Origin of the sequence: Porphyromonas sp. COT-052 OH4946 (assembly GCF_000765965.1) — a bacterium.
GTDB lineage: Bacteria > Bacteroidota > Bacteroidia > Bacteroidales > Porphyromonadaceae > Porphyromonas > Porphyromonas gulae.
Map to the genome: position 1 here is coordinate 103281 of NZ_JQZY01000024.1, position 24104 is coordinate 127384.

Annotated in this window: 18 protein-coding genes and 1 pseudogene; 5 read left to right on the top strand and 14 right to left on the bottom strand. The window is 48.0% G+C overall.

Annotated elements, in window-relative coordinates; translation table 11 throughout:
- Positions 1 to 21: 21 nt before the first annotated feature.
- From HQ50_RS08610 to HQ50_RS08655, 10 genes are all read right to left on the bottom strand, one after another.
- On the bottom strand, positions 22 to 3168 hold the full coding sequence (locus tag HQ50_RS08610; RefSeq protein ID WP_152566923.1) for an efflux RND transporter permease subunit: 3147 nt from the start codon (positions 3166 to 3168) through the stop codon (positions 22 to 24).
- 39 nt (positions 3169 to 3207) lie between these two features.
- Entirely contained in the window at positions 3208 to 4581 is a 1374-nt protein-coding gene (locus HQ50_RS08615) for a TolC family protein (protein WP_052074932.1), read from the bottom strand.
- 94 nt (positions 4582 to 4675) lie between these two features.
- The gene (locus HQ50_RS08620) at positions 4676 to 7747 is read right to left on the bottom strand and encodes an efflux RND transporter permease subunit (protein ID WP_039429762.1); all 3072 of its coding nucleotides are present in this window, start codon (positions 7745 to 7747) and stop codon (positions 4676 to 4678) included.
- Between the two features lie 34 nt (positions 7748 to 7781).
- Positions 7782 to 8882 carry an efflux RND transporter periplasmic adaptor subunit gene (locus HQ50_RS08625; protein ID WP_039429765.1) on the bottom strand — a complete coding sequence of 367 codons (1101 nt, stop codon included), beginning with the start codon at positions 8880 to 8882 and terminating at the stop codon, positions 7782 to 7784.
- Positions 8883 to 8901: 19 nt separating this feature from the next.
- Positions 8902 to 9858: a TolB-like 6-bladed beta-propeller domain-containing protein gene (locus HQ50_RS08630; protein WP_235317970.1), complete on the bottom strand. Its 957-nt coding sequence runs from the start codon at positions 9856 to 9858 to the stop codon at positions 8902 to 8904.
- A gap of 237 nt (positions 9859 to 10095) precedes the next feature.
- Complete coding sequence (locus tag HQ50_RS08635) at positions 10096 to 11154, bottom strand: BF3164 family lipoprotein (RefSeq protein WP_039418405.1); 1059 nt, start codon at positions 11152 to 11154, stop codon at positions 10096 to 10098.
- Positions 11155 to 11260: 106 nt separating this feature from the next.
- The gene (locus tag HQ50_RS08640; protein WP_039418363.1) at positions 11261 to 11548 is read right to left on the bottom strand and encodes a hypothetical protein; all 288 of its coding nucleotides are present in this window, start codon (positions 11546 to 11548) and stop codon (positions 11261 to 11263) included.
- Positions 11545 to 12462 (bottom strand): DUF1573 domain-containing protein, encoded by a 918-nt coding sequence (locus HQ50_RS08645; protein WP_039429771.1) that lies wholly within the window; start codon positions 12460 to 12462, stop codon positions 11545 to 11547. Before HQ50_RS08645 ends, HQ50_RS08640 begins: the two co-directional genes overlap by 4 nt.
- Positions 12463 to 12537: 75 nt before the next feature.
- Positions 12538 to 13587, bottom strand: a complete 1050-nt coding sequence (locus tag HQ50_RS08650) for a BF3164 family lipoprotein (protein ID WP_039429775.1) — start codon at positions 13585 to 13587, stop codon at positions 12538 to 12540.
- A gap of 55 nt (positions 13588 to 13642) precedes the next feature.
- Entirely contained in the window at positions 13643 to 14713 is a 1071-nt protein-coding gene (locus HQ50_RS08655) for a BF3164 family lipoprotein (protein WP_039429778.1), read from the bottom strand.
- Between the two features lie 305 nt (positions 14714 to 15018).
- Here HQ50_RS08655 and HQ50_RS08660 point away from each other — a divergent pair, with 305 nt between their 5' ends.
- The gene (locus tag HQ50_RS08660; RefSeq protein WP_039429782.1) at positions 15019 to 15747 is read left to right on the top strand and encodes a carbonic anhydrase family protein; all 729 of its coding nucleotides are present in this window, start codon (positions 15019 to 15021) and stop codon (positions 15745 to 15747) included.
- 181 nt (positions 15748 to 15928) lie between these two features.
- Here the strand turns inward: HQ50_RS08660 and HQ50_RS12690 are convergent, their stop codons facing one another.
- Positions 15929 to 16012, bottom strand: a complete 84-nt coding sequence (locus tag HQ50_RS12690) for a DUF1661 domain-containing protein (RefSeq protein ID WP_099779092.1) — start codon at positions 16010 to 16012, stop codon at positions 15929 to 15931.
- Here HQ50_RS12690 and HQ50_RS12235 point away from each other — a divergent pair.
- From HQ50_RS12235 to HQ50_RS08675, 3 genes are all read left to right on the top strand, one after another.
- Positions 15981 to 16088: a DUF1661 domain-containing protein gene (locus HQ50_RS12235; RefSeq protein ID WP_230493472.1), complete on the top strand. Its 108-nt coding sequence runs from the start codon at positions 15981 to 15983 to the stop codon at positions 16086 to 16088. The two genes, HQ50_RS12690 and HQ50_RS12235, sit on opposite strands and share 32 nt — an antisense overlap.
- A 558-nt stretch (positions 16089 to 16646) precedes the next feature.
- Positions 16647 to 18506: a 2-oxoacid:acceptor oxidoreductase subunit alpha gene (locus HQ50_RS08670; RefSeq protein WP_039429784.1), complete on the top strand. Its 1860-nt coding sequence runs from the start codon at positions 16647 to 16649 to the stop codon at positions 18504 to 18506.
- A 26-nt stretch (positions 18507 to 18532) separates the two neighbouring features.
- On the top strand, positions 18533 to 19540 hold the full coding sequence (locus HQ50_RS08675; RefSeq protein ID WP_080732502.1) for a 2-oxoacid:ferredoxin oxidoreductase subunit beta: 1008 nt from the start codon (positions 18533 to 18535) through the stop codon (positions 19538 to 19540).
- Between the two features lie 231 nt (positions 19541 to 19771).
- Here the strand turns inward: HQ50_RS08675 and HQ50_RS08680 are convergent, their stop codons facing one another.
- The 3 genes from HQ50_RS08680 to HQ50_RS08690 are packed head-to-tail and all read right to left on the bottom strand — an operon-like array spanning position 19772 to position 23040.
- Positions 19772 to 21178, bottom strand: coding sequence for an SAM-dependent methyltransferase (locus HQ50_RS08680; RefSeq protein ID WP_039429790.1), 1407 nt, complete (start codon positions 21176 to 21178; stop codon positions 19772 to 19774).
- Positions 21179 to 21181: 3 nt separating this feature from the next.
- Positions 21182 to 21895 (bottom strand): SAM-dependent methyltransferase, encoded by a 714-nt coding sequence (locus HQ50_RS08685; protein ID WP_080734741.1) that lies wholly within the window; start codon positions 21893 to 21895, stop codon positions 21182 to 21184.
- 29 nt (positions 21896 to 21924) lie between these two features.
- Complete coding sequence (locus tag HQ50_RS08690) at positions 21925 to 23040, bottom strand: hypothetical protein (protein ID WP_026292354.1); 1116 nt, start codon at positions 23038 to 23040, stop codon at positions 21925 to 21927.
- A 383-nt stretch (positions 23041 to 23423) separates the two neighbouring features.
- Between HQ50_RS08690 and HQ50_RS12695 the strand changes: the two are divergent.
- A pseudogene (locus HQ50_RS12695) lies at positions 23424 to 23543 on the top strand (DUF1661 domain-containing protein); the annotation flags it as partial.
- Positions 23544 to 24104 lie beyond the last annotated feature (561 nt).

Genomic DNA, 24104 nt, shown 5'->3' on the forward strand with positions numbered 1-24104 from the left:
GTTAGCAGTCTTTTGTCGTGCTTACCTTAATACTTTTCCATCCCGACCTAAGAAACAGGGCAGGATCAGGAAGATCATCAGTGTAGAGAAGAGCAGTCCGAATATCACCCCCATCGAAAGCGAGTGCCAAAAGAGCGAAGCTCCCCGATCGACGACGAATGGGACGAAGCCGAGAATAGTGGACACTACTGTCAGCACTATGGCGAACGTTTTGTTGCAGACGGCGCGCTTATAAGCGTCGAGGAAGGTGACGGAAGGATGCTTGCGGCACTGGTGCAGATAGTCGTTGATCAGATAAATGGATGCATTGACCGTTATCCCACAGAGGAGAATCATGGCTGCGAAACCACCCTCCTCGAAGGGAAGCCGAAAGGCCGAAAAAACGATGAAGATGCCTATGAATGAGATGGGAATGATGCTGACTACGACCCAAGCGTAGTACAAAGAGTCGAACAGAATACTCGTGATGAAGAAAATCAGTACGACAATGCCGATCAAAGCCCAAATCGACCTTCCTCTCTCATCTTCCCATTCTTTGTATTCCGGCTCCATCGCCTTGTATCCTATGGGTAGTTCGGCATTGAGCCTTTCTATTTCCTTTTCTTTGAAAGCCTCTGATTGTCTGAATGTACCCATGTGATCGTACAAGAGGTACAGGACGTAGTTTTTATTTTCCCTCACGATAGCTTGCGGTTGTGGCACTACTTGCATCTCGCCATAGTCTTTGAGCTTTATCGTTTTGCCTCCGACATATAAGGGGCTATTCTCCAGCATCCATTTGCTACCGGCATGGTAGGTTCGTGCTGCCATGGCTAATTGTACGGGCTGCCCATCAAGGAAGATTTCCGGCAGAGGCTGTTCCGTCCGGCTCTGTTCATTGACGGCCGCCACCAAGTCGTGCGGACTGATGCCGTGAGACGCATGACTCCCTCCATAGGGGCTGAGGTGTAGCTCCTGCTCCTCGGACAGAGAGTAGCGGTTCGGAGCAATGCTGACATTGCGTATTGCCGCTTTGGCGGACAGTCGTGTAGCTTCGAGTCGTGCCTGAGCGAGCAGGACATCGTAGTTGTACCCCGTGAGCTTGATAGCATTCGAGCCGTATTCTTTCTCACGGATGTTGCTGAAAGACACATTTTCCAGTCCATACGTCCTGCAATAACCACCCCCGATACTCAATATCCGACCGATCAGACCTTGGTGCAGATCGTAAGGGTAATTGCCTCGAGCGTGGCTGTCTTTGAAATGGATGCCGATCGATGCCGCTCTCTCCCCTGTCACCGAGGCTTCGAAGTAAGAAATCCCGTTGGCTTGAGCGAGGAATCGTTCCAGCTTGGTCACATACTCGTTCGTAGCATCGGCGGTACTGCCTGCCGGCATTTTCACATTTACTTGGATCACGGGCTTCTCCCATTTCTTTTCCGATCCGGAGGATATTTGCATGAGGAAAGGGCGGAGAAATCCTCCCAATACAACATCAGTATAGGGGCGGATTTTCCTGTAAGCAGTAGAGCCTATCGTATCGTTGTATAGTCGGGCTAAGTCGGTATCGCCCTCTAATTCTTTAGGAAGCAGAAAAAGGGGAAGACCGAAGAGGAAGACAAATCCGATGAAAACCCATCTTCTGCGTCGATACAAGAAAGAGGAGAGAGTGCTGTAAAACGAAAGCATACGAATGGTTCCGACTTTCTTTTGTGGGGAGCGACTTGTTCGTCGGGAAGAGAAAGAGAGACGTTCGAACAGGGCCGGAACGAGGAAGAGAGCTACGATGATGGATACACAGAGGTTGATGATAATGACGCGAGCAAAATCTCCGAGGTTCTTCTGCTGTGCTTCGGGCAGGAAGAAGACGATAATCATAGCCGAGACGGTAGTAAGCGTAGCCGCCAATATGGCTGTGATGGCCGACCTGTCGCCTCTCCGAAGGAGGTGCTCGATCATGACAATGCTGTTGTCTATGATAAAACTCAAAGAGATCGTAATGGCAGCAAGCGTATATAGCTGTATTTCCAAGCCGAAAAGGTAATAGAAAGCAAAGGCTATGGCTACGTTGGCGATCAGGCTGATGGTCACCGTAGCCATATAGCGCACGTTGCGCGTGGTGATCAGTGTGAACAGCAGTAGGAGGAGGATGGTGATACCGGATCGCACAAATATATTGTTCAGTTCCAGGGTGATACTCTCGGCCGAATCGAAGAGTTTGGTTATCCGATAACCTGGAGGAAGTTCCCTTCGGGTATCATCCATGATTCGGTCTATTTGCTTGGAGAGTGCTATCTGATTGGCGGACGAAGAAGATAGGATTCGAAGATAGATGCTATTCAGCCCATTTACTCTGTAATATTCCCGTCGGGGAATCTCTTTCTGTCTTACCGTCAGCAGCCGACTGATCGGAATCAGAGAATTGTCCTTGGCAAGAACGAAAATACGGGAGAGATCGAAAGTGTCGTTCGCCTCTTCTAACAGGCGGATGCGGATATGGCTCTCTCCTCCGACGGAGTCGGGTATTCCGGCCAAACCGATGAAATCGTTTCGAAAGTGCGAGCCGATAGCCATAGCTATGTCATCGGGACTGATCCCTAAGACTCTGATTTGTTCGGGATCGTAGGCCAAAAGATACTCTTGTTTCCGGCCGCCGGTAAGAATGATGTCGCTTATACCATCCACCTCCCTGAGCAGAGGAAGGATGTGTCTCTCCACTTCTGCCTCAATATCCGAGGAGGCATGGGGTGCGCCTATGGAATAGGATAGAACGGTTTTGGCATCTTGGTCGGAGGTGCGCCCCGTGCGAATCGTGGGATAGCCGGCCGTATGAGGCAATTCGGACCGGATCGAACGGATACGGGTAGAGGCCTCGAAACGCGCTCTTTCAATATCCGCATATTTGTCGAATCTCAACCGTATCACACCCATCCCATCGCTCGAATGGGAGGATATGCCCGTAAGACCGGGGACACCGGACAAAGCCTTTTCAAGAGGAGAGGTAAGTTCGGATTCCACCAGAGCGGCCGATGCTTTCGGCATACTGAAAGAGATCGTTAGCTCCGGCATACTGTGATCCGGATGGAGTTTGACAGGAAGCAGGCTGCCCAACGCCAGTCCTATCAACGTCAAGCATACGAAGACGACTATGACGGTGAATGAAGAGGTTTTGCGTGCAGACTCTTTCATCTTTTTCTTCTCTTCTCCTTTTCTTCGATCGCCCGGTGACTACTCTTCCGATACGGGTGCAGTCAGATCCAGTCCGTCGATGAAGTCATACAGCGTCAGCATCCTTAGTTTGTAGTAGCTGAGCCAGAAGTTTTTCATAGATAGAATCGCATTTTTGCGAGCTTCGGCATTTCTGCTTCGCGCCAAGAGCATATCGTTCAGGCTCCCTTTGCCGAGGACAAATCGCTCCCGGGCATAGGAGTACGACTCCTTTGCCAGCTGCACAGCCTCCTCTGCGGCTTTGAATAGGTCGGTCTCCATTTCGATCTCGTCGATGGTGATGGCTATGTCGCGGAGGAGATCTGTTTCTTTCAATCGCATGTCGGATAGAGCTACGCGGTAGTCGCTTTTGGCCATATTATATCTCCCTCTTTTCATGCCCCAGTCGATGAGAGGAATACTCAGAGATATGGAGACCATGTCTTGTCGCAACGGATGTTTGTAGACACCGGCGAAGGCTTCCGACACCTGATTGAAGCCGATACCGGCCGATAAGTCTACACAGAACCATCGCTCCAATGATGCTTTTGTCACCGATTGTTCACACCGGATCAGATTATTCGTGGCCTGCAATAGCTCCGGATTGTTCTTGCGTGCCGATTCGATTGCCTGCTCTCGCGAGATCCTGAGTTCAGGTACGGATGCAGGCAGCATCGGATCTATTTCGGTATCCTCGGGCAGCCCCAATAGATTGATCAGAGAAGAATAGCTCTTTCTGAGTGCCGTTCGGGCATGTAGCAGGCTGTTGCCTGCATTGAGTTTGTCGAGTTTGAGAGCCAGCAAGTCCGATTTGGAAATGGAGGCTATGGCAAAACGCTTTTCCCCCAGTCTGTAGAGCGTATCGCTATTGCTCACGTTTTCCATAGCCATGGCATATTCTTCTTTTGCCATAGCTACGTCGAAGTAGGCGGCCAGTATCTTGTAGGTGTTCTCTTCCAGCGTTTTGACAAAGGTCTTGTCAGCTTCTTTGTAGCGCAGCGGAGCCAGTCTTTTCTCCCACTTGAATTCGTTATATCCCAGTAGGCTTTGGCTGTATCTGATAGCTACGGGAACGGCATTGTATTGTTTGTAGCCGGGATCTCCTATATTCTTCATGTAGGACAAATCGCTACTGAGAGAGAAAGTACCGCCAAGGAAGTCGATGTTTTGCTCCAAATTGATCCCTACCGAAGAGTTCCAAGTGGTGGATGGGCGGTATTCGTCTATATTCAATGCAGAGTTGTATCGTTTGATGTAGCTCCTGCTGTAAGAAACTGGTATGGATTCGAGAGAAACCCGTGGCTTTCGGTTGGCAAGGAATTGGCGGTATGTCCAGTATTCGGACAGAAACCGGTTGCGAGCTTGCTGTTCCCCGGGGGTATTGTGTCGACTCATTGTCACTATGTCATCTATGCTTACTTGTAGTACACCCGACCTCTGTCCCCAAGCCAAGAGCGGAGTACAAAACAAGAGGAATAGAAGGGAGAGCTTACTTTTCTTCACTGATCTCATGCGAGCGTTTGCTATAGATGAAAGCATAAATATGCGGAATTACAAAAAGACTGACGAGTGTGCCGAAAAACATGGCACTGATAAGAGCGATAACCAGAGGTCTCTGTAACGAAGAGCCGAAGTCCGAAGCGAAGAGCGTGGGCACCAGGGCAATGATTGTGGTCAAGCTGGTCATGACGATGGAGCGGAGCCGTCTCGCTCCTGCCGTATGGATGGCTTCTTGGAGGGGCATACCCTGTCGTCTCAGATTATTGATCATGTCTAGTTTCAAAACGGAGTCATTGACGATGATCCCGCATGCGACTACGATACCGATGGCACTCATGAGATTGAGCGTATTGCCCGTGAGTATAAGAACAAGCAGGGTAAGAGCTATATCGATCGGTATCTCCATTAGGACGATTACAGGTTGTAGCAAACTCTCAAACTGAGCGGCCAAAATGAAGTACATGAGCAGTAGAGAGAGCAGCAAAACGAAGCTCAGCTCTCGAAGCATTTGCCTGTTGCTGAAAAATGATCCTGCGAAGTCTACATGCCAGCCTTTCTCCTTATCGATGATGTCCCGGGTCTGCTGCATAATTTTCTCCGGAGCGTCCGGACTCTCATAGGCCAATGGCAGATATTCACCGCCCTTGCCTCCTGCAATCTCTTTCAGCCCTTTGCTCCGGTTTACGGTCATTAGAGATGCAAGTGGAATGGAGGACTCGCTTTTCTTGTCCGGGGAAAAACCCCGAACGAAGGTCATTCGCAAAATATCCTCTATGGGTTGCGATTTGTCCGTCAGGATGACGGGCAGATGCTGCTTGGAAGCCGTCAGTTCGATGATTTCATTTTGGTGAAAAGCCGTCTGCAAGGCTTGCTTCACAGATGACATATCTATGCCGTAGAGGTGTAGCAGACGCATGTCGATGGACAGATCTATTTGGTCGCTTATGCGGATGGGAGCAGCCGATTCCTTCGTGGCTGAACCTATCGATCGGGTGAGCTGCTGCACCTTCTCGACAGTCAGTTCCTCTTTCGAAGCAGGGTAAAGGCGTGCAAGCAGTTCGGGTTCGCGAGTATCGAAGATGCGGTCGAATATGGATGCCGCAGGAGTTATCTCTAACTGTGCCTTAGGATATTTACCGCCGATATGCTTGCGCAGTTCTGCTTCTGCTCGCTCGATGCCTTTTTCGTCCTCTGCTTTGAGATGAAGTACCGTTTCGGTATCTGCGATGTCTTGGCTGCCATTGAATAGAAACTGTTGTTCCCCGGCATAGGCAGCACCTTGACGCAGGAAGGGTTGCATCCGGGCAAGCAGTTCCTCGCTACGCTGCCTATTCAACTGCGCGCTTACGGGTTCTCCCCAGTCGATGGTAGCCGTTGTCTCTGTGTGAGGGAGTGCCGGCATTTGTTTCTTTTCGATCAAAAAGAAAAGTCCGGCGCAGAGGGGTATGGCTACCACGAACAAGATCAGCGGTATAGTGCTATGCCTCTGAAAAAAGGAGTGTCCCGAATCGTAGAATCGATTGAGGCCCGTGTTGGATGCAGTCGTTATACGATACAACAATGTCTCCTTTCTATCACGATAGGCGAAGGGATAGAATAGTTTGTAATTGACCGGCAAGAGGATGATGGCTGTTATGTACGAAGTGAACAGCCCGACGGAAACGGCTATGGCTTCGTCCAGAAACAACACGCCGGCCACTCCACTAAGAAATACAAGGGGGAGGAAAATCGCTATGGTGGTGAGTCCCGAACTGAGGAGTGGGGTGATTACCTCTTTTGTCCCTTTCACGCAGGCATCTTCGGTAGACAGTCCCGTTCGGCGGTAATATGTGATCGTATCGGTGACGACTATACTGTTGTCTATCATCAATCCTAATGCCATGATCAGCCCCGACAGGGAAATGATATTCAGTGTTCGGCCGAAGAGGTACAGGAAGAACAGGCTGCATACCAGCGCGACGAACATATTGATGCCGATCACCGCCGAAGAGCGAAAATCTCCCATGAACAGGAGCGTCACTGCACAGACAAGGAAGAAGCCGATCAGCAGACTGCCGGACAGATTGGAAATCGTATAATCCAGCAGTTCCGTCTGATCCCGATTGATGTCGAATACCATATCGGGATGCTTCGCCTGCAGCTCACCTGTCAATACCGATACGGCCTTGCGCAAACTCTGCATCGAGGCATCGGACTGCTTGATCACTGCAAGGGAAATAGCACGCCTACCGTCTATGATGGAGTAGCCACGAGGTTGTGCTACCTCTTCGCGGATGTCTGCCAACATGTGCAGCGGCACAAAGCGATCGCCATGATGGACATATAGTGTACGTATGTCATCGATACTGCCGAGCTTGTTGTTCAGATTCACCCTGAAAACGAGTTGCCTGTCCTCTATTTGCATCTGCGTGGCAGAGATATTGCCTCCTCTTATAGCCCTCTCTATATCGCTAAGGGTAAAGCCGAGAGAGAGCAGTTTCGGACGATCCGGGATGATCCTCAGTTCTCTGCTTACGGTGCCGGTCATATCCGTCATGGCTACTTCGGGGAGCTGCTCCAAACGGTGGCGAACCACTTCTTCCACGAACTCGCTTAGCTGTTGGAATCCGACTTCTTCGTCAGCGTCATCGCGCAAGGATATATTCAGGTAGAAAACGGGGATGTCCGAGGCATTTTCTTTGAGCACAACGGGACGCTTGATCCTGTTGCCGAGTGCACCCATAGCTGCATCCACTTTCTCGTTCACTTCGATCAGGGCAAGATCCGTATCCACTCCGTAATTCATCCTTAAGCAAATGAAAGCATGGTCATCCCTGCTTACGCTCCTGATGTCCGACAGCCCACCCACTTGGAGCAGGCGGTTGCGTAGTGGGCTGACTGCTGCGTCTTCTATCTCTCTTGCCGAATGTCCCGGGCTGTCAATCCTGACGGTTATCTCCGGAATAGCGATGTCCGGAAGTAGGGAAACCGGCAAGAAGAAATAAGCCGCCACTCCTAATATGAAACATAGGAGGAAGGACATGATGACGGAGACGGGATGCTTGACCAAAAAGCGTATCACGTAGGTATGGAGCTTTTACGATTAGTCTTCTTCTCTATCGGCGGAGTGCCACAGGAGTCTTGTGTGCCAGATTGGCATTGCCGTCTACAACTATCATCTCACCCGGCTTGAGCGTCTTGCTCACGATACAATAGTTCTCGGCATTCTCAGCTTCTATATCCACATAGTTCCATGCAGCAGTGCCATTACGAACGGAAAATACTACCGGCTTGTCCGAACGGAGTACCACGGCACTCTTAGGAATTACCATACGCTCCTCCATACGCTGATTGATCCGTACTTCTACATTCATACCGTGGAAAAGGTTCTTGGAAGGATTCCGCAGGCCGGCGGATACCTGTACCATACCACGATCGTCTACGGAGGGATTGATCTCTTGTAAAACGCCTTCGGTCGTTACGTCCCTCAAAGCTACGGGGCGGATTTCCACTCGTTCGCCTGTTCGGATGGCACTAAGCTCGCTCTCCAACACCTCGAAGACTACCTCGAAACCACTGTCTCCGATGATGCGACAGAGGGGTTTGCCAGATTCGGGTATGGTATGCTCCTGTGCATGCAGATCGGCGACCACACCGCTGATGGGTGCACTCAGACATACATGCTTTAGTCGGAGTTGGGCTTGTTTGTAATTGCTTTCGGCTATGTTGTATCCGCTTTTGATGCAGGCCAGGGCCAATTTGTCCGCAGGAATCTCGGATTTGTCATGGGGAGAATAACCCATGCCGACCAGTACATCCTGCAAATCCAGCTCGCGTTGCTTGAATTCGTCTTCACTCTTTTGCACCTCGAGCAAAGCTCTACGGTCGTCGATGGCAGCTATTTTTTGTCCTCGGACTACGTGCTGTCCGTTGCGGACGTAGAGGCGATGGAGGGGTTGCCGGCTGTCCTCGAACTGCAAGACAGCTGTTTCGCGAGCACGCAGTTTTCCATGGCTCACTATTTGTCTGTCGAAAGGCCCGAGCTTGAGTTCGGCGATCTGCACATCGATGGTATCTCCACCCGAGGTGAACAGTTCCATATCCTCACCTGATGATGTATCGGCAGTCTTTTTCTTGCCACCATTACATCCTACTACGCTCAGTGCCATCAAGAATATAAATGGCAACCATACTACTCTGTATCCGGATAGCTGCATGGCTTTTTTTTGTACTTTCTTATTTGATGTCGTATCTGTAGACCTCTGTTCCCTCTTCGTCCTGAATCAGCACATAGAGCTTGCTATCTTGATTGTCGACAGTAAAAGAACTACCCGATCGTGGAAGCTTATATCGCTTCACGGGGCGTCCTTCCCAATTGAATACGTAGATTTCTTTTTGCTCCCAATCCCCCATCATCGCATTTGGTCGATTAGTGCTACCCACATACACGTATTGATCTGTTCCTGCTATTCCCCATACATAGGAAACCCTATCTCCTTCTGCGGCTTTCTCCGGTTCAATTTTGCTGTTAAGATAAAAGTTGCGGACCCCACGGCTTTCCGTATCGATCAGATCTATACGGGGGAAGTAGAGGTTGGCAGCAAACAAGGTATGCTTAATGCTACTATATACATGTGTAGTTTGCGTCATATAAAGCGATGCCCTCTGGAGAGATTCGGGTAACTTCACAGGCGGCAATAACAGATCGGTCTCTTGCAACTGCTTGTCCGGCACAAGCGAATACAGCCCGAACGTCATCCCTTCCAAGATATAAGCTGGATAGGGTGAACGTGTGCCAAATACACGAAATACGGCTTTCCCTGTTTTCGCAAAACTCGTTTGCGCTTTCACGACAGTCTCTTTCTGAGCTGCACTGGCAGCAATATCTATTATGGAGAGTCTCGATCTATCTCGTTCCATCAGAGTCAGTGTATTCTCGTCCGCATTGTAAGTGACACTGGGAGACAAATACTCTTCCGGCCCTTCTCCCTGTGGGCACAATCCTGTCACGATAGAGAGATCAGCCTTATCAAGTAGATAATAGTGATAAGGCCTGTCCGGCACCATAGCAAGCAAATAATCGCCCACATCATCCAATGCATAGGCGGTAAACAAAGAATCCGGCAATACAAATTTTACCCCTCCTTCAAGGCTTCCCATAGTGAAGTCCTCGGCAGTAACTAATTCCTCCATCTCAGGTTTAGCTGTACATGAAAAAAGCACTGTTTGGAGCAATAAAGCAAATAGGATGTATTTTCCTTTTATTTCTTTCAACATATGCATAGCAAACGTAATCCGTAACACTTGAGATTCGATGGACTAAATCTAAGAATCAAAATACTCGGTTTAGTTTTGATATTCATAAACACATCATTTTTGCACGTTATTCAAACGTATCCCGAAAGGTATAAAAAACAAATGAGAAATTCCCTATTTAATATCGTACACGCTGATAGAGTTCGGTTGGGTCTCGCTTTCGTTTAGGGTATAGAGTTTCTTGCCGTCTTGACTTACGGCAAAACTTTTTGCCGGAATTGGAAGCACGAGATGCTTAACGGGATTGCCTTCCCAGTCGAATACGAGGATATGTGTCTGTTCCAACTCTTCCTCTTCACTCTTCCTCTCTTCCAATGCATAACCCAGATAGATATACTCTTTAGTCGATGCGATGTCCCAGTTATACCATTGGTATAATTTTCCCATGGCTTCAGCTGCTTCATTGGGCGTTTTTTTTTCATTAAAATAGAAGATTTTTAGTAACCCTTTGTCTATGCTAATAAGATCAAATCGGCGCAAGTTCTCATAAGAGACAAAAGCAACTCCTTTTTGTGGATTAAAGGTGGAAAGACTTTGGGATATATATATAGCATTGGGTTTGTATAGTTCAGCTAGCTTTATCGGATTCGAGCGTAGGTCTTTTTCTAACAACTGCTTTTCTGGCTGTATTTCATAATAAGAGAAATAGCCACTTTCTAATATATATGCTAACTGCTTTCCAGAATTAGAGACAAACAAATTCCAAATACGTTTGCCAGATTTCCTGTATGAACTTTGACTTTTGGCTACAGTGTTACCAGCCTGTAGGCTTTCGGTGATATTGATTTCCCTCAAGAGTGACTTGTCCGATTCCAGAATTAAGACATTATCTGTTGAATAGCTATATTCGCATTCAGTTGGATCGAAATACTCTTCAGGCCCTTCCCCCAATGGACAGATCGAAAGTATCTCCTGAAAATCCGATTTTCGTATCAATTTAAAGGCGTATGTCTGTTTAGTTGTGATTCTCGATAAAAGGTAATCTCCACAATCTGTCAAACCATAGAGGGGAACTTCATTTGTAATGCTGGCAACCTTATCTCCTGTAAGAGCAATAGGAGAACCAAAATCTTTTATTGCTAATATTTCATTGTAGGTATGATCTTGATTTTTACATGCAGATACAGCCAGGAAAAGTAAAGATATGGATATTAGTGTATTTTTTTTATTCATTATTTTTTTGATTTGATGTCTGTTCCATTCTAGTGAGAGTGGCAATTTAAAACCAAACGCTAAAATGGAACAGACAAAACAGGCAAACTATAGATATAATTCTTAATTATGATTCTAATTCAGTAGTGGGCGCAGGATCAACTCCAGGTATCTGGCAACTTCCTTCTTTTACATTTATTCCTTTTGCATTTCTGATTACTTTACAAGAACCACATTCTATAATGGTTTTACCTCCTGATTCATGTTTGTAATAACAACATGTCTTTTCTATAGGATCAACTCCAAAGGCCTGTGCATTAGCTGATTGCGCACTCTCTTGTTTCATTCCCTGGAAGGCGAATAGACCTACCCCTGCGATTGCAATGATTGCAATCCTAATACCTTTTGCTTTCATTTTTCTTGTTTTTTATGATTAATACTAATAACCTTTCCACTTAGTGATACCACTAAAGGAGAGGATGAAATATTCCCATGTATAGCAACAGTTCTAAAGAGGTCCCCTTCTTCTTCTGCAACCAAACGTATATGTAAACGAGCTGAGTCGCCGGATTCAACCAATCCTTTAGATATCCAAGTCGCAGTACAGTCACATGAAACTATTATTTTCTCTATCTTGAATGAATGCTCTCCTCTATTGTAGAGGAATACATCACTTTCGATAGTGTCACCTTTAGTCAGTTGTCCATACCAGATATCTTTGGTAGACAGATGAATATTGGTAATTGGAAGCCTCTCTTCTTTGTCGATTTTTTTTCTTGCAAAGGTTCCTAATTCATTTTTGTATAACTTTTCAATCTCGTGGTTATATACAGGATTTCCTATGATTTTTACTTTATTGCTTGAATCCAATAGGAATGTATGAGCTTCCTTTTGTTTCGGGAAGCGGTTCAATGTATTGGTTTTGTCACATTCGTCTATGCAAACGGGATAATAGAATCGCTCATTTTGTAAGATTGTCTTTAGTTTCTGCTTGTCATTAGGAAAGAGAATAAAAAGGTACTCTATCTGATTAGGAGCAATCTCTTCAAGCTCTTTCATCAGTCGCATCCATCCCTTCAGTTGTAGTTCACACCCGGTGCACCCGGTAGAATCGCCATAGACAAGAATTCTATATGGTTTCTGTCTGTAATCGAAAGGAACAGTATCAGTAGCAAAGCGAGTGAAAACCAACGAGTCGGGAATAATAATTTCCCTATCAAACCAATAGGCGACTAGGTCCTCAGCATTTTTACTTGCTTTTCCCTGACAGGAAAAAAGGCTAAAAAGAGTATGAAGGATAAGAATGCTCAATTTGATTTTAGTGCTCATAAATCCATCGTTTCTGCATGTCGATTCCAATTTGCCGGAAAGGTATAAAAAAGATATAAATAAGCAAAGCTCTGTTTAGATATCATACACGCTGATGGAGTTCGGTTGGGTCTCACTTTCGTTTAGGGTGTAGAGCTTCTTGCCATCTTGACTTACGGCAAAACTTTTTGCCGGAATGGGGAGTACGAAATGCTTAACGGGATTGCCCTCCCAGTCGAATACGAGGATATGAGTGGAATTATCCTCTTCATAAGACTGTACATCCATATAATAACCTACATATACATGCTCTGCACTATAAGCTATACTCCAAGTGTATCGAGTGTTTCGTTCTTTGAGTATTTCAGCAGCTTGATCCGGAGATACTTTTCGTTCAAAAAAGGTTTTTTTTCGACAGCCATTCTTGATGTCGATCAGATCGAACCGTGGAATTGCAGAGTAAGCCGCAAAAAACACGCCTTTTTTCTCATCAAATGCCTGTAAACTCTGAGCTACATATAGCTCTTGACTCTTGTTTTTCTCTAAGAGATTTATTTTGGGTGAGCAAAGATCCGTATCCATCAATTGCTTTTCAGGAGATACTCGGTAAAAAGCAAAGTTAAGTCCTTCAAATACATAGGCCAATTGGTCTCCGGACGCTGCTGTAAACAATCGATGTATTCGTTTTCCCGTTTTTACAAAAGACACCCAGCTGTCAACCACTGTCGAGTCCGTTTCGACGCTTTTATTGATGTCTATTGTTGATAACAAAGATTTGTCCGGATCAAATATCGACAGGGTTTTATTCTCATAGCTGTAAAAACTGAGCATTGGGTCAAGATATTCTTCCGGACCTTCTCCTATCGGGCAAAGAAGCGTTGCAACACGGAGATCGGATTTCCGAATTACAATATAAGCATGGTTATCGACTTCATCGTGCGAAACTAAAAAATCTCCACAATCAATTATCCAAAAAGGATCTTGAGCCGAAGCCATCCTCTCTGTCTTAGAAGGCAGCAGGATTTCGGCAGGGCCGAAATCTCCTGCAGTAACAATTACCTCTTGACTGCTATGAGCTGAATACTTACACGCAGAGAACGCACATGTGACCAAGATTGACACAATCAAAACAAATAATCTTTTCATTACTCTTTATAACTATTATGCTTTCACCCATCATAAAGAACAAATGGGCAAATTCTTATTTAATGTCATACGCACTGATGGAGTTCAGCTCGGTTTCGCTTTCATTTAGGGTGTAGAGCTTCTTGCCGTCTTGGCTTAGGGTAAAACTCCTTGCCGGAATTGGAAGTACGAGATGCTTAACGGGATTGCCCTCCCAGTCGAATACGAGGATATGTGTCTGTTCTAACTCTTCCTCCTCACTCTTCCTCTCTTCCAATGCATAGCCCAGGTAGATATGTTCTTTGGTGGATGCGATCCCCCAAGGATACCACTGATACATTTCGCTCATTTCTTCAGCGGTTTGATTGGCCGATTTCTTCTCATTGAAGTAGAGCGTATTCAGCAAGCCCTTCTCTACGCTGATAAGATCGAACCGACGCATATTGGCATAAGAGATAAAAGCAACCTCTTTTTCGGGGTTAAAGGCCGAAAGACTTTGCGTGATGTATGGGGTATTCGGCTTGAGTGATTCGGCAAGCTCTATCGGAGCCGAGCGCAGGTTCTCTTCTTTTATTGGCTTTCCCGGCTGTATCTCGTAATAAAAAAAAGAGCCATCGTTTATTGTACAAGCCAACTGTCTGCCCGAATTAGCGACAAATAGGCTCCACAAACGTCTGCCTGATTTCGCGTACGAACGCTCTCCTTTGACTACGGTGCTACCTGCATGTACACTTTCTTCGATATTGATTTCTCTCAAAAGAGATTTATCGGACTCCAGAACGAACAGATTACCGGTGGAATAGTCGTACCTGCAAATTTCTAATCCAAGATATTCTTCCGGCCCTTCTCCAAGAGGGCAGATGGAATCCTGCACCTGAAAATCCGATTTGCGTATCAGCTTAATGGCATGTGTTTCGCCGGATGTATAGGCTAACAGGTACTCATCACAATCTGTTAGCCCATAGAGACGTCGGTCATTGGCAACGTTGCCGCTTTGGATAGGGACAAGCTCCACGGGAGAGCCGAAATCTTGCACGGTGAGGACTTCTTTGTGTTTGTCACTCTGACGGCCACAAGCCGAAATGGATAAAAAGGCTGTTAAGACGAGGAGCAAAGTGAATACGGCTGATGGTGTTTTCTGTTTCATCGTTATGTGAGGTTTGAAAAATAGATTAGCCCTTGATCGTGCTTTGCTAAAGAAACGTGCGAGAGGTCATGTATCGTACACACTGTGATCAAAAAAAATCCGGGCGTTGCCGGATGAAAGACCTCGGGAGAAGTACGGAATCGGCGTAATCTTCTATAATCGATCGAAATAAGGGAAAAATGTTATGTTTGTACCGAGCGTCTATATGGCTATCAAACAATGAGTTGGGGAAATCCCGACAGTGTTCATCATAGTATGCAGGTAAGGTTTAACATTATTCATTCATCATTAACAACGAAAAGATTATGAAGAAGATCGTTTTGTTCTCTGCTGCAATGGCAATGCTTGTAGCATGCGGCAACCAAACTACGCAGACAAAATCCGACACTCCTACCGCCGCCGTAGAGGGACGGATCAGCGAGGTACTCACGCAAGACATTCAGCAAGGACTGACTCCCGAAGCTGTACTTGTAAGCTTGCAGGAGGGCAATGCCCGATATGTGGCCAACAAACAGCTCCCTCGTGACCTCAATGCTCAAGCCGTGGCCGGTCTCGAAGGGCAATTCCCCGAAGCCATCATCCTCTCCTGTATCGACAGCCGCGTACCGGTGGAATACATTTTCGACAAGGGGATCGGAGACCTGTTCGTCGGTCGTGTGGCCGGCAATGTCGTAGACGACCATATGCTTGGCAGTTTGGAATACGCGTGCGAAGTGTCGGGCTCTAAAGTGCTGCTCGTACTGGGCCATGAGGATTGTGGCGCCATCAAGTCTGCTATCAAAGGAGTCGAGATGGGCAACATTACTTCTCTGATGGAGGAGATCAAGCCTTCCGTCGAGGCTACTCAGTACATGGGCGAGCGCACCTATGCCAACAAGGAATTTGCCGATGCAGTGGTCAAGGAAAATGTGATTCAAACCATGGACGAAATCCGTCGGGATAGTCCGATCCTCAAGAAGCTGGAAGAGGAGGGTAAGATCAAGATCTGCGGAGCCATCTACGAAATGTCCACCGGCAAAGTACACTTCCTCTAAAACGTGGTACAAGTTCCCTCCGATAAGAGGAATAAGGGGAATATAATCGCATAAGGATGTAGAATCCCTCTCATCCCTGTGCAAACGGATAAGGCACCCGCCGAAGTTCGCAATCGAACTCAGGCGGGTGCCTCTTTTGTATCGACTATCAATATTTTATAGCACACGAGACTATCGTTCGTCAATTTTGTGGAGTATGGCTCCGCAAAACGTGGCGCGAGATTTTTTTCGTTTTGGCGCGAGATTTTTTTTGTTCTCGAACCAAAACGAAATTTTTTACGCGCGTGTTTTCAGGATTTCCGGAACCACTTTCTTCTGATTTGTGGTTCGACTTTTCCTGACGGATCGAACACTTCTTCTTCGTAGGGTCCGGGGCCATGCAGAGGCTTTCCAATAAAATGGTACATAACTAACGGAGCTTTAGCGACTATAAAAGTGCTTAGAAAGCTGTTTTTGATGCGTCAACCCTGCAACAGGCCTCTGTCATCTATTTGGAGCAAATTCATACCCTTTCGATCTCAGTCGGAAAAGCAAAACGGGAAAAACCGAAAAAAAGAATCACTTCGATCGATCGCTTTTTCATGCTCTGACAAGTAAAAACAACTTGCATGGAGAAAGTATCCTTTTGCGACATTTTGTTTGCCGCAGAGCAGGCAAACAGGAATAAGTCTCGGGGTGCCATCCTTTTGATGTTGAAATGCGATTTGCGAAGAAGCCTTCGCCGCATTCTTTTCTCTCGCGGACAGGCATGGAATCCAAATATTTTGGAGCGGAATGTCTTGTGAATGAAAAAAATATCGGAACTTTGCGGCCGTTGCGATTGGTCTTTATCACCTGAAAATTATTTGATAGGGCTCGTCGCATTCTGGTAAAATCCACCTTATCAAACTCAGTATGCTATGACGGAAAAAACTACCGTAAAAACGCTGAAAGATGTTGTAGTCCGATTCTGCGGCGACTCCGGAGATGGGATGCAGCTGACCGGAACGATATTCTCCGACCTTTCGGCGGTGTTTGGCAACACCATTTCCACTTTCCCAGACTATCCGGCAGAAATTCGTGCTCCACAAGGGACATTGGGCGGAGTATCCGGATTTCAAGTGCACATCGGAACCGATCTGGTACGTACTCCCGGCGATTTGGCTGACGTTCTCGTAGCCATGAACCCTGCCGCTCTCAAAGTTAACCGGACGCACGTAAGACGGGACTCCATTATTATTATCGACTCTGACTCTTTCATGGCATCTGATTTGGAGAAAGCAGAAATTGCCTCTGAAGACTTCATGACCGAGTTGGGGCTTACGACACAAGAGCTCTTCACCGTACCCATTTCATCCATGGTGAAGAAGTCTACCGCAGAATTCGGTCTCGATGCGAAAGCAGCCCTCCGCTGCAAGAATATGTTTGCACTCGGTCTCGTATGTTGGTTGTTCGACCGTCCTACACAGCATGCCAAAGACTATCTGAATAGAAAATTCGGCAAGAAAGAAGCTATCCTCAATGCCAATATCAAGGCTCTTGCAGATGGTTTCAACTATGGACATAATACCCATGCTACGGCTACGATCTATCGAATCGAAGGTCGCAAACAAACACCCGGGGTATATATGGATATCAGCGGAAACAAAGCCACAGCTTATGGTCTGGTTGCCGCTGCCGAACATGCCAATCTCAACCTCTTCCTCGGCAGTTACCCCATCACTCCGGCTACAGACATCCTGCACGAGCTGGCCAAATTGAAATCTTTGGGTGTAAAAACGGTTCAGGCCGAAGACGAAATCGCCGGTATCTGTACGGCTATCGGTGCATCCTTTGCCGGCAATCTGGCAGTAACCAACACTTCCGGCCCCGGTTTGGCTCTGAAGAGCGAAGCCCTCGGTCTGGCAGTAATGGCCGAGCTTCCTCTCGTATTGGTGGACGTTCAGCGTGGTGGCCCTTCGACCGGTTTGCCGACCAAGAGCGAACAGACCGACTTGTTGCAAGCCTTGTTCGGACGTAATGGAGAAAGCCCCATCCCTGTCATAGCTGCCACTACACCGTCAGACTGCTTCGACGCTGCTTTCTGGGCATGTAAGATAGCTTTGGAGCATATGACGCCGGTTATCCTGCTGACGGATGCTTTCATCGCTAACGGCTCCTCTGCATGGAGAATCCCCGATCCCCAATCATATCCCGATATCCATCCTCCCTATGTGGATCAGTATAAGGGCGAAGCCAAGTGGAGACCCTACTTCAGAAATGAAGAGACGCACGTCCGCTATTGGGCTATCCCCGGACAGGAAGGCTTCCAGCACCGCCTGGGCGGTCTGGAGAAAGACTATGTGACCGGTGCCATTAGCACCAATCCGGATAATCACGCCAAGATGGTCGCTACACGTGAAGCTAAGGTTCAAGCTATTGCCCAGGATATTCCTGACTTGGAAGTACACGGCGATAAGGACGATGCCGAGCTGTTGATCATCGGTTGGGGCGGTACCTATGGCCACCTCTATGAGACAATGGAGCGTATGCGCAAAGCCGGCAAGAAGGTGGCTTTGGCTCACTTCCGCTTTATCAATCCGCTTCCCAAGAATACGGCAGAAGTACTGCAACGCTATCCGAAGGCAGTGGTTGCCGAGCAGAATTTGGGACAGTTTGCTCTCTATCTGCGAGGCGAAGTCCCCGGATTCCACCCGCTGCAGTTCAACCGTGTGACTGGCCAGCCGCTTGTTATGAGTGAGATGGTAGAAGTATTCACGCAAATGATGGAGGAGAAATGATTATGTCAGAAACGACTAAGTGCCCCATGTACGAGGCAAAAGACTATAAGAGCGATCAGTATGTGCGTTGGTGCCCGGGTTGCGGTGACCACGCTGTGGTAGTAACCCTCCAGAAGGCAATGGCCGAAATAGGGATTCCTCCCCATCAGACGGCTGTAATATCCGGTATCGGATGTTCTTCGCGTTTGCCATACTATATGAACACCTATGGCTTCCACACCATTCACGGTCGTGGTGCAGCCATCGCTACCGGTGTGAAGACGGCCAATCCGGAGCTTTCCGTATGGCTCGCATCCGGAGACGGTGACAGCTTGGCTATCGGTGGTAACCACTTCATCCATGCCGTGCGCAGGAATATCGACATCAATGCGGTTCTTTTCAATAACCGTATCTATGGTCTGACCAAGGGACAATACTCTCCTACCTCAGCTCGCGGATTCGTATCCAAGAGTTCACCCTACGGTACGGTAGAAGATCCGTTCATCCCTGCAGAACTGATCCTCGGTGCTCGCGGCAATTTCTTCGCCCGTGCCATCGATGTGGACATGAAGACCCTGCAGGACTGCTTCGTAGCCTCAGCAAATCATAGAGGTTTTGCCGCCACGGAAGTATTGGTAAACTGCGTGATCTTCAATGACGGTACGCATAAGAACCGCTCACACAAAGACCTGCGCGCCGATCGCACCATCACGTTGCGTCACGGTGAGAAGATGATCTTCGGAGCGAACCGTGATAAGGGAATCGTATTGGAAGGACTCAAGCTTCGTGCCGTTACGATAGGCGAAGACGGTTACACCCTCGATGACGTACTCGTGCACGACAAGCATGAGCAAGACGTAACGCTGCACCATCTCCTCGCGATGATGGGTTACACGGATGAGAGCATGCCTATTGCTCTCGGAGTCATCCGCGACGTGGAAGCTCCCTGCTACGACAGGGCAGTGGAAGCTCAGATCGAAGAGATCCGGCAGAAGAACCCTATACGCAAGCTCCACGAACTCCTTCTTAAAGGAGACGTTTGGGAGATCAAATAAAGCGGTTTAGACGATTAGTACCCAAACGGGTAGGATTCGACAGAAGCCTTTCGGGGAGGATGTCGTTTCCTACCCGTTTCTTTTTCATGGAACGGGTGTAGACCGGTTATTCGACAGGAGTCGGAGATTGATCGAGTATAAAAGCAGGGAGCCATGCCGCGATCTTTCGGCATGGCTCCCTGTCAGTCAGATTATTTGTATCTGAAATACTTCCTATACGAGAGAGGAGGGTCAGTCTTTGGCTGCCATACAGTCCTCGGAGGTTTCGAGATTTCGAATGCGCCAATCCTGCGGATATAGATTGTTGGCACGTGTGCCGAGATTTTTCAGGAAGCCGAGCGGACGTCTGCGGAATGTGGCGAGGACGAAGCCGAGCGGCAGATCAGGCATAGTGGTCACAGACTGACGGGCCAAGTAGGTGAGAGCTTCATCCCGCGAAAACTCCATATCGAAGAATGAGTGGTCGTCCATTTCCGTGGACAAAGCCAAGGCCGGAGCCGGCACGAGATCTTTCCCCTTTTGCATTCCTACCGTAATTCCAGCCGTATGCAATCTGATGCCATTTGCCTTGAGGCATTCGACTATTTCGAGCACATTGGGGGTAAGAGCGTGCACATACTCGTCTCCCATCCACTGCCATTCGTATTTTTCGGGAGCATGTACGAAGCATTTGATGCCATGAGGGATATGCTTTTCCACATTTTTCTTTCCCTTGCTCTTGGGGTGCTTATGCCTTACGGGTTCTCCCTCCGGTTTGCGAACGAGGCAGAAGAAAAAGCCTTCACCCACAACTTTGTGAGGGAAGAAACGGTATGCCGGTGCCTCTCCTTTGAGTTGAGGAGCGATCTGCCATTCGGGGAGAACGTCCAAAGCCACAGGCTCCGCTCCGAAAGTATCGACGAGGAAAGCCAGATTGTCTTCGTTCTCAAGCGTATTGAAGGTACAGGTGCTGTATGCCAAGAGGCCTCCCGGCTGCAACATTTCCCATGCGGCAGAGAGGATACGCTGCTGCCTGCGAGCACAAAGCTCCACATTTTGCAGGCTCCATTCGGATCGAGCAGCCTCATCCTTACGGAACATGCCTTCTCCCGAGCAGGGAGCATCGACCAGAATGAAGTCGAAAGTCTCTCCCACGGATTTCAACTTGTCGGGATCCGCTTCGGTGACAATACCAGTCGGATAGCCCCACTTGATCATGTTTTCAGCCAGAATATTGGCGCGATGGTGAATCACTTCATTGCTGACCAATACGCTGCCCTCCGGCAATATATTGGTCAGGAGTGTACTCTTTCCACCCGGGGAAGCGCAGAGATCCAAAGCCCTGACAGGTGACTCGCCGAGCAGAGGTTCCAACTGCCACAAAAACATGGAAGAGGCTTCCTGTACATAGTAGCCTCCGGCATGGAAGACCGGATCATTGGTGAAAGAAGGTCTCTCAGCCAGATACGTGCCGAGGGGACACCAAGGCACAGGCTTATTGGTGGGCAGATCCATGACAGTGGTACCGATGCCCAGTTTATTAGGATTGCGACGTACGCTTACAGGTGCAGGACTGTCGAGTGCTGCAAAAAATGCTTCGGCTTCGCTCCCTAACAGTGGGCGCATAGCAGAGACAAAATCTTGAGGTAGTGGTGTCATCTATTATTTATAGAGTAAGAAGATGGTGGGAATTTTATGTAGTGCAGGCTTCCCTTTCTTCCATTCCGAGAGGGTACGAGTACGAATCAGTTCGTCGGGACAAGAGATATGGGAGGCAATGCATAGTTTGGTCGTCGGTCGGCAGTGGCGAATGAGTTCGTCCACCAGTTTGTCGTTTCGATAAGGCGTTTCGATGAAGATCTGCGTCTCGTGACACTTATAGATTCGCGTCTCCATCTCTTTGAAAGCAGCCAAACGTTCATTTTCCCCGATGGGCAGGTAGCCTTTGAAAGCGAAGCTCTGACCATTGAAGCCGGAAGCCATCAGTCCCATCAGGATCGAACTCGGCCCCACAAGTGGCTCCACCCTCAATCCCTTGCGCTGTGCGATGGCTACCACATCTGCGCCTGGATCTGCTATCGCGGGACAACCCGCTTCCGATATGACGCCCATGCTCTCGCCGGCAGCCATAGGGCGAAGATAAGAGCTGACCTCCTCCGGGGAAGTATGCTTGTTGAGTTCGTAGAAGGTGAGCGAATCTATGTCGATAGACCGGTCTGCCGTTTTCAGGAAACGGCGAGCCGAACGGATATTTTCGACGATGAAATGGCGTAGACTACGGACAATAGTCCTGTTGTATTCGGGCAGAACGCGAGTGTGATCCGTTTCGCCCAGCGGCACGGGGATAAGATATAGAACGGGGTTGTTTTCCATCATGATCGGGGACGGGGTACGGTTGATCTTTTCTATTCGTGATGATTCTTGAGCTGCTCGGCAAGCAGTACCGTCTGCCTCAGGTAAGGCATTTCGCTCCGGAGATAAGGACCGAAAGTCAGACCCGAAAGCTGCTCTTCGATCTGATCCACCGGCCACCATTTGCCTACTCGCGGATCCTTGTCGCACAAGATCATATTCGGTTCGGACATATGAGCCAAATAGAGATAGACGAGCCGGTCTTTTCCGTTTTCATTGTGGATATATCGCAGCAAAAAGTGCGGTCTCAGACGATTCACACCGCAGAATCGTTCGTCTATAAGACTTTGTGCCAATTCCTTATGATGCTTATCCGTGGTCAGCCACGAGAAGAAAGGAGTATCATAGCAGTCGCCCGTACAAAGATCGCATTTGCAGTAATGGCTCAAATAGATCATCCCGTCGGAAATGGCTATCAAACGTACTACGGGAAGTAAGCCGGCAGCAGGATCAGCCAGTGCCTCTGTCTCGGATCGGGCTATACGGCCGATGGATTCGCCCTGCGTATCAGTGATCGGTATCCACTCCTCGCGGCGCATCTCCCTGCGCACCCATTCGAGACGAATCACCTCATATACATAGAGCAGGAAGAGCGAAACACCGGGCAGATACAGCAAGACATGTGCAATCCTCTCCCCCCTGAAGTAGAGCAAAAGTCCCATCAGAAAAAGGAAAAAGAGCGATATGCGCAGGATGCTCCCCGTAATGCGTCCATACTCCAGCATGACCAGACGTTTGTGCGGACAGTCTGTATAGTTCGCCTCTTTAGGACCGCTTCCGCGAAGCAGTCTGACCGCGGCCGAAACCAGAAGTATGGCCGTCAGAATCGAGCCAATACCAATGAGCGGAGAAGCCTCCGGCAGCCATATGGTGGGCAACAAGAGAAGCAGTACAGCCAAAGAAGTCAATATGGCCGGCTGACGGTACTTGCTTTTTCGACGGAAAAAGAGCACCCCACCGATGATTACAAAGAGAGCAATGGCAGCCGTCCATGCCACCATCATCCCCGCACTCGGCAGTAACAGGAGCAACAAGACGACCGGCAGAAATCCGCCCATCGGATTAGACCCTAAGAAGGGTGCTATATCCGGATACTTCTTTGTAGTCAAAATTAGGATTCGATTTTTTCGTTTATGAGTATAACAGCCACAGCCCCGTTTAGTTGTGATCCAAGTAGCTACAGCCACAAAATCGACAGTCGGGCAGCGACACTCCATGCAACGGCTACAGGGAAACAGTACAAGAGAAATCACGATCCTTTGCCCTGACGTATAGTGAAAAAAGGGACACATGTTGTTTTGCTGTCTTATGACATAAACGCCCCGGATCGAATTCAATCTGCAAACAAAACAGCAGACGATCTTTTTTTCTCCATACGTCAATCAGAGTCGTTAGCGGAGAAAGATGAAGCAGATTTACGAACCACTTTTATGGAAAAAATCGAACCGCTTTTGTAAAAAAATGGCACCAAAAGTTTTTCGCTCCCGCGCGAGAATTTTTCAGTTTACGCGCGGAAACGAAAATGTTCCCGCGCCACGTTTTTCGGCACCATATCTTCTTGTTTTCTCAGCGTGTGACGTGTACCCGATTATCCTTTTGGTCACAATCATAACGGTCGGTATAGATCAGGTGTAAAATGTATATAGATAAAGGGATGCACCAAATTATTTGCGAATTTTGAATACCAATAAGCCATTTACCGATCTAAGCCTCGGTCACCTAAAAAAGATAAACAATGAGAGCAATCTATACGAGAACAATACTTGCGTCTGCCCTATGCTTGCTAATCACATGTAAATCAAAACGTAGCGCATGGACCTCTCAGTATCGCGGATGCGGATGGAAGTAATCAGCAGGTTTTGTCTGAAGATGTCATCATAACAGACTCATTCGCACCCAAGTGGATGGGTAATAAACTGTTGTATATAGACACGGACAACGATGCTGACGTCGAGAAAGATTCGGATTGCCCGACCTCGTTATACTCTACCGATCCGGACAATGGCAACACCCAAGAACGTATCTTCGCCGGGAATACAAGGGATTCTCAATCGCCACGAACTCGTGTGTAAAGAGAGACTGGAAGTACAGCTACAATTCCTGCAATAAACGGCGAGGCGGACTATATCGAATTAACCCTGCATATACGAGGCAAGGAAACTACGATGGCGCT

Bases quoted from the DNA above. Each gene is read 5' to 3' on its own strand.
- HQ50_RS08610 (WP_152566923.1), bottom strand. From the start codon at position 3,168: ATGAAAGAGTCTGCACGCAAAACCTCTTCATTCACCGTCATAGTCGTC.
- HQ50_RS08615 (WP_052074932.1), bottom strand. From the start codon at position 4,581: ATGAGTCGACACAATACCCCCGGGGAACAGCAAGCTCGCAACCGGTTT.
- HQ50_RS08625 (WP_039429765.1), bottom strand. From the start codon at position 8,882: ATGCAGCTATCCGGATACAGAGTAGTATGGTTGCCATTTATATTCTTG.
- HQ50_RS08630 (WP_235317970.1), bottom strand. From the start codon at position 9,858: ATGGAGGAATTAGTTACTGCCGAGGACTTCACTATGGGAAGCCTTGAA.
- HQ50_RS08635 (WP_039418405.1), bottom strand. From the start codon at position 11,154: ATGAATAAAAAAAATACACTAATATCCATATCTTTACTTTTCCTGGCT.
- HQ50_RS08640 (WP_039418363.1), bottom strand. From the start codon at position 11,548: ATGAAAGCAAAAGGTATTAGGATTGCAATCATTGCAATCGCAGGGGTA.
- HQ50_RS08645 (WP_039429771.1), bottom strand. From the start codon at position 12,462: ATGAGCACTAAAATCAAATTGAGCATTCTTATCCTTCATACTCTTTTT.
- HQ50_RS08650 (WP_039429775.1), bottom strand. From the start codon at position 13,587: ATGAAAAGATTATTTGTTTTGATTGTGTCAATCTTGGTCACATGTGCG.
- HQ50_RS08655 (WP_039429778.1), bottom strand. From the start codon at position 14,713: ATGAAACAGAAAACACCATCAGCCGTATTCACTTTGCTCCTCGTCTTA.
- HQ50_RS08660 (WP_039429782.1), top strand. From the start codon at position 15,019: ATGAAGAAGATCGTTTTGTTCTCTGCTGCAATGGCAATGCTTGTAGCA.
- HQ50_RS08670 (WP_039429784.1), top strand. From the start codon at position 16,647: ATGACGGAAAAAACTACCGTAAAAACGCTGAAAGATGTTGTAGTCCGA.
- HQ50_RS08675 (WP_080732502.1), top strand. From the start codon at position 18,533: ATGTACGAGGCAAAAGACTATAAGAGCGATCAGTATGTGCGTTGGTGC.
- HQ50_RS08680 (WP_039429790.1), bottom strand. From the start codon at position 21,178: ATGACACCACTACCTCAAGATTTTGTCTCTGCTATGCGCCCACTGTTA.
- HQ50_RS08685 (WP_080734741.1), bottom strand. From the start codon at position 21,895: ATGATGGAAAACAACCCCGTTCTATATCTTATCCCCGTGCCGCTGGGC.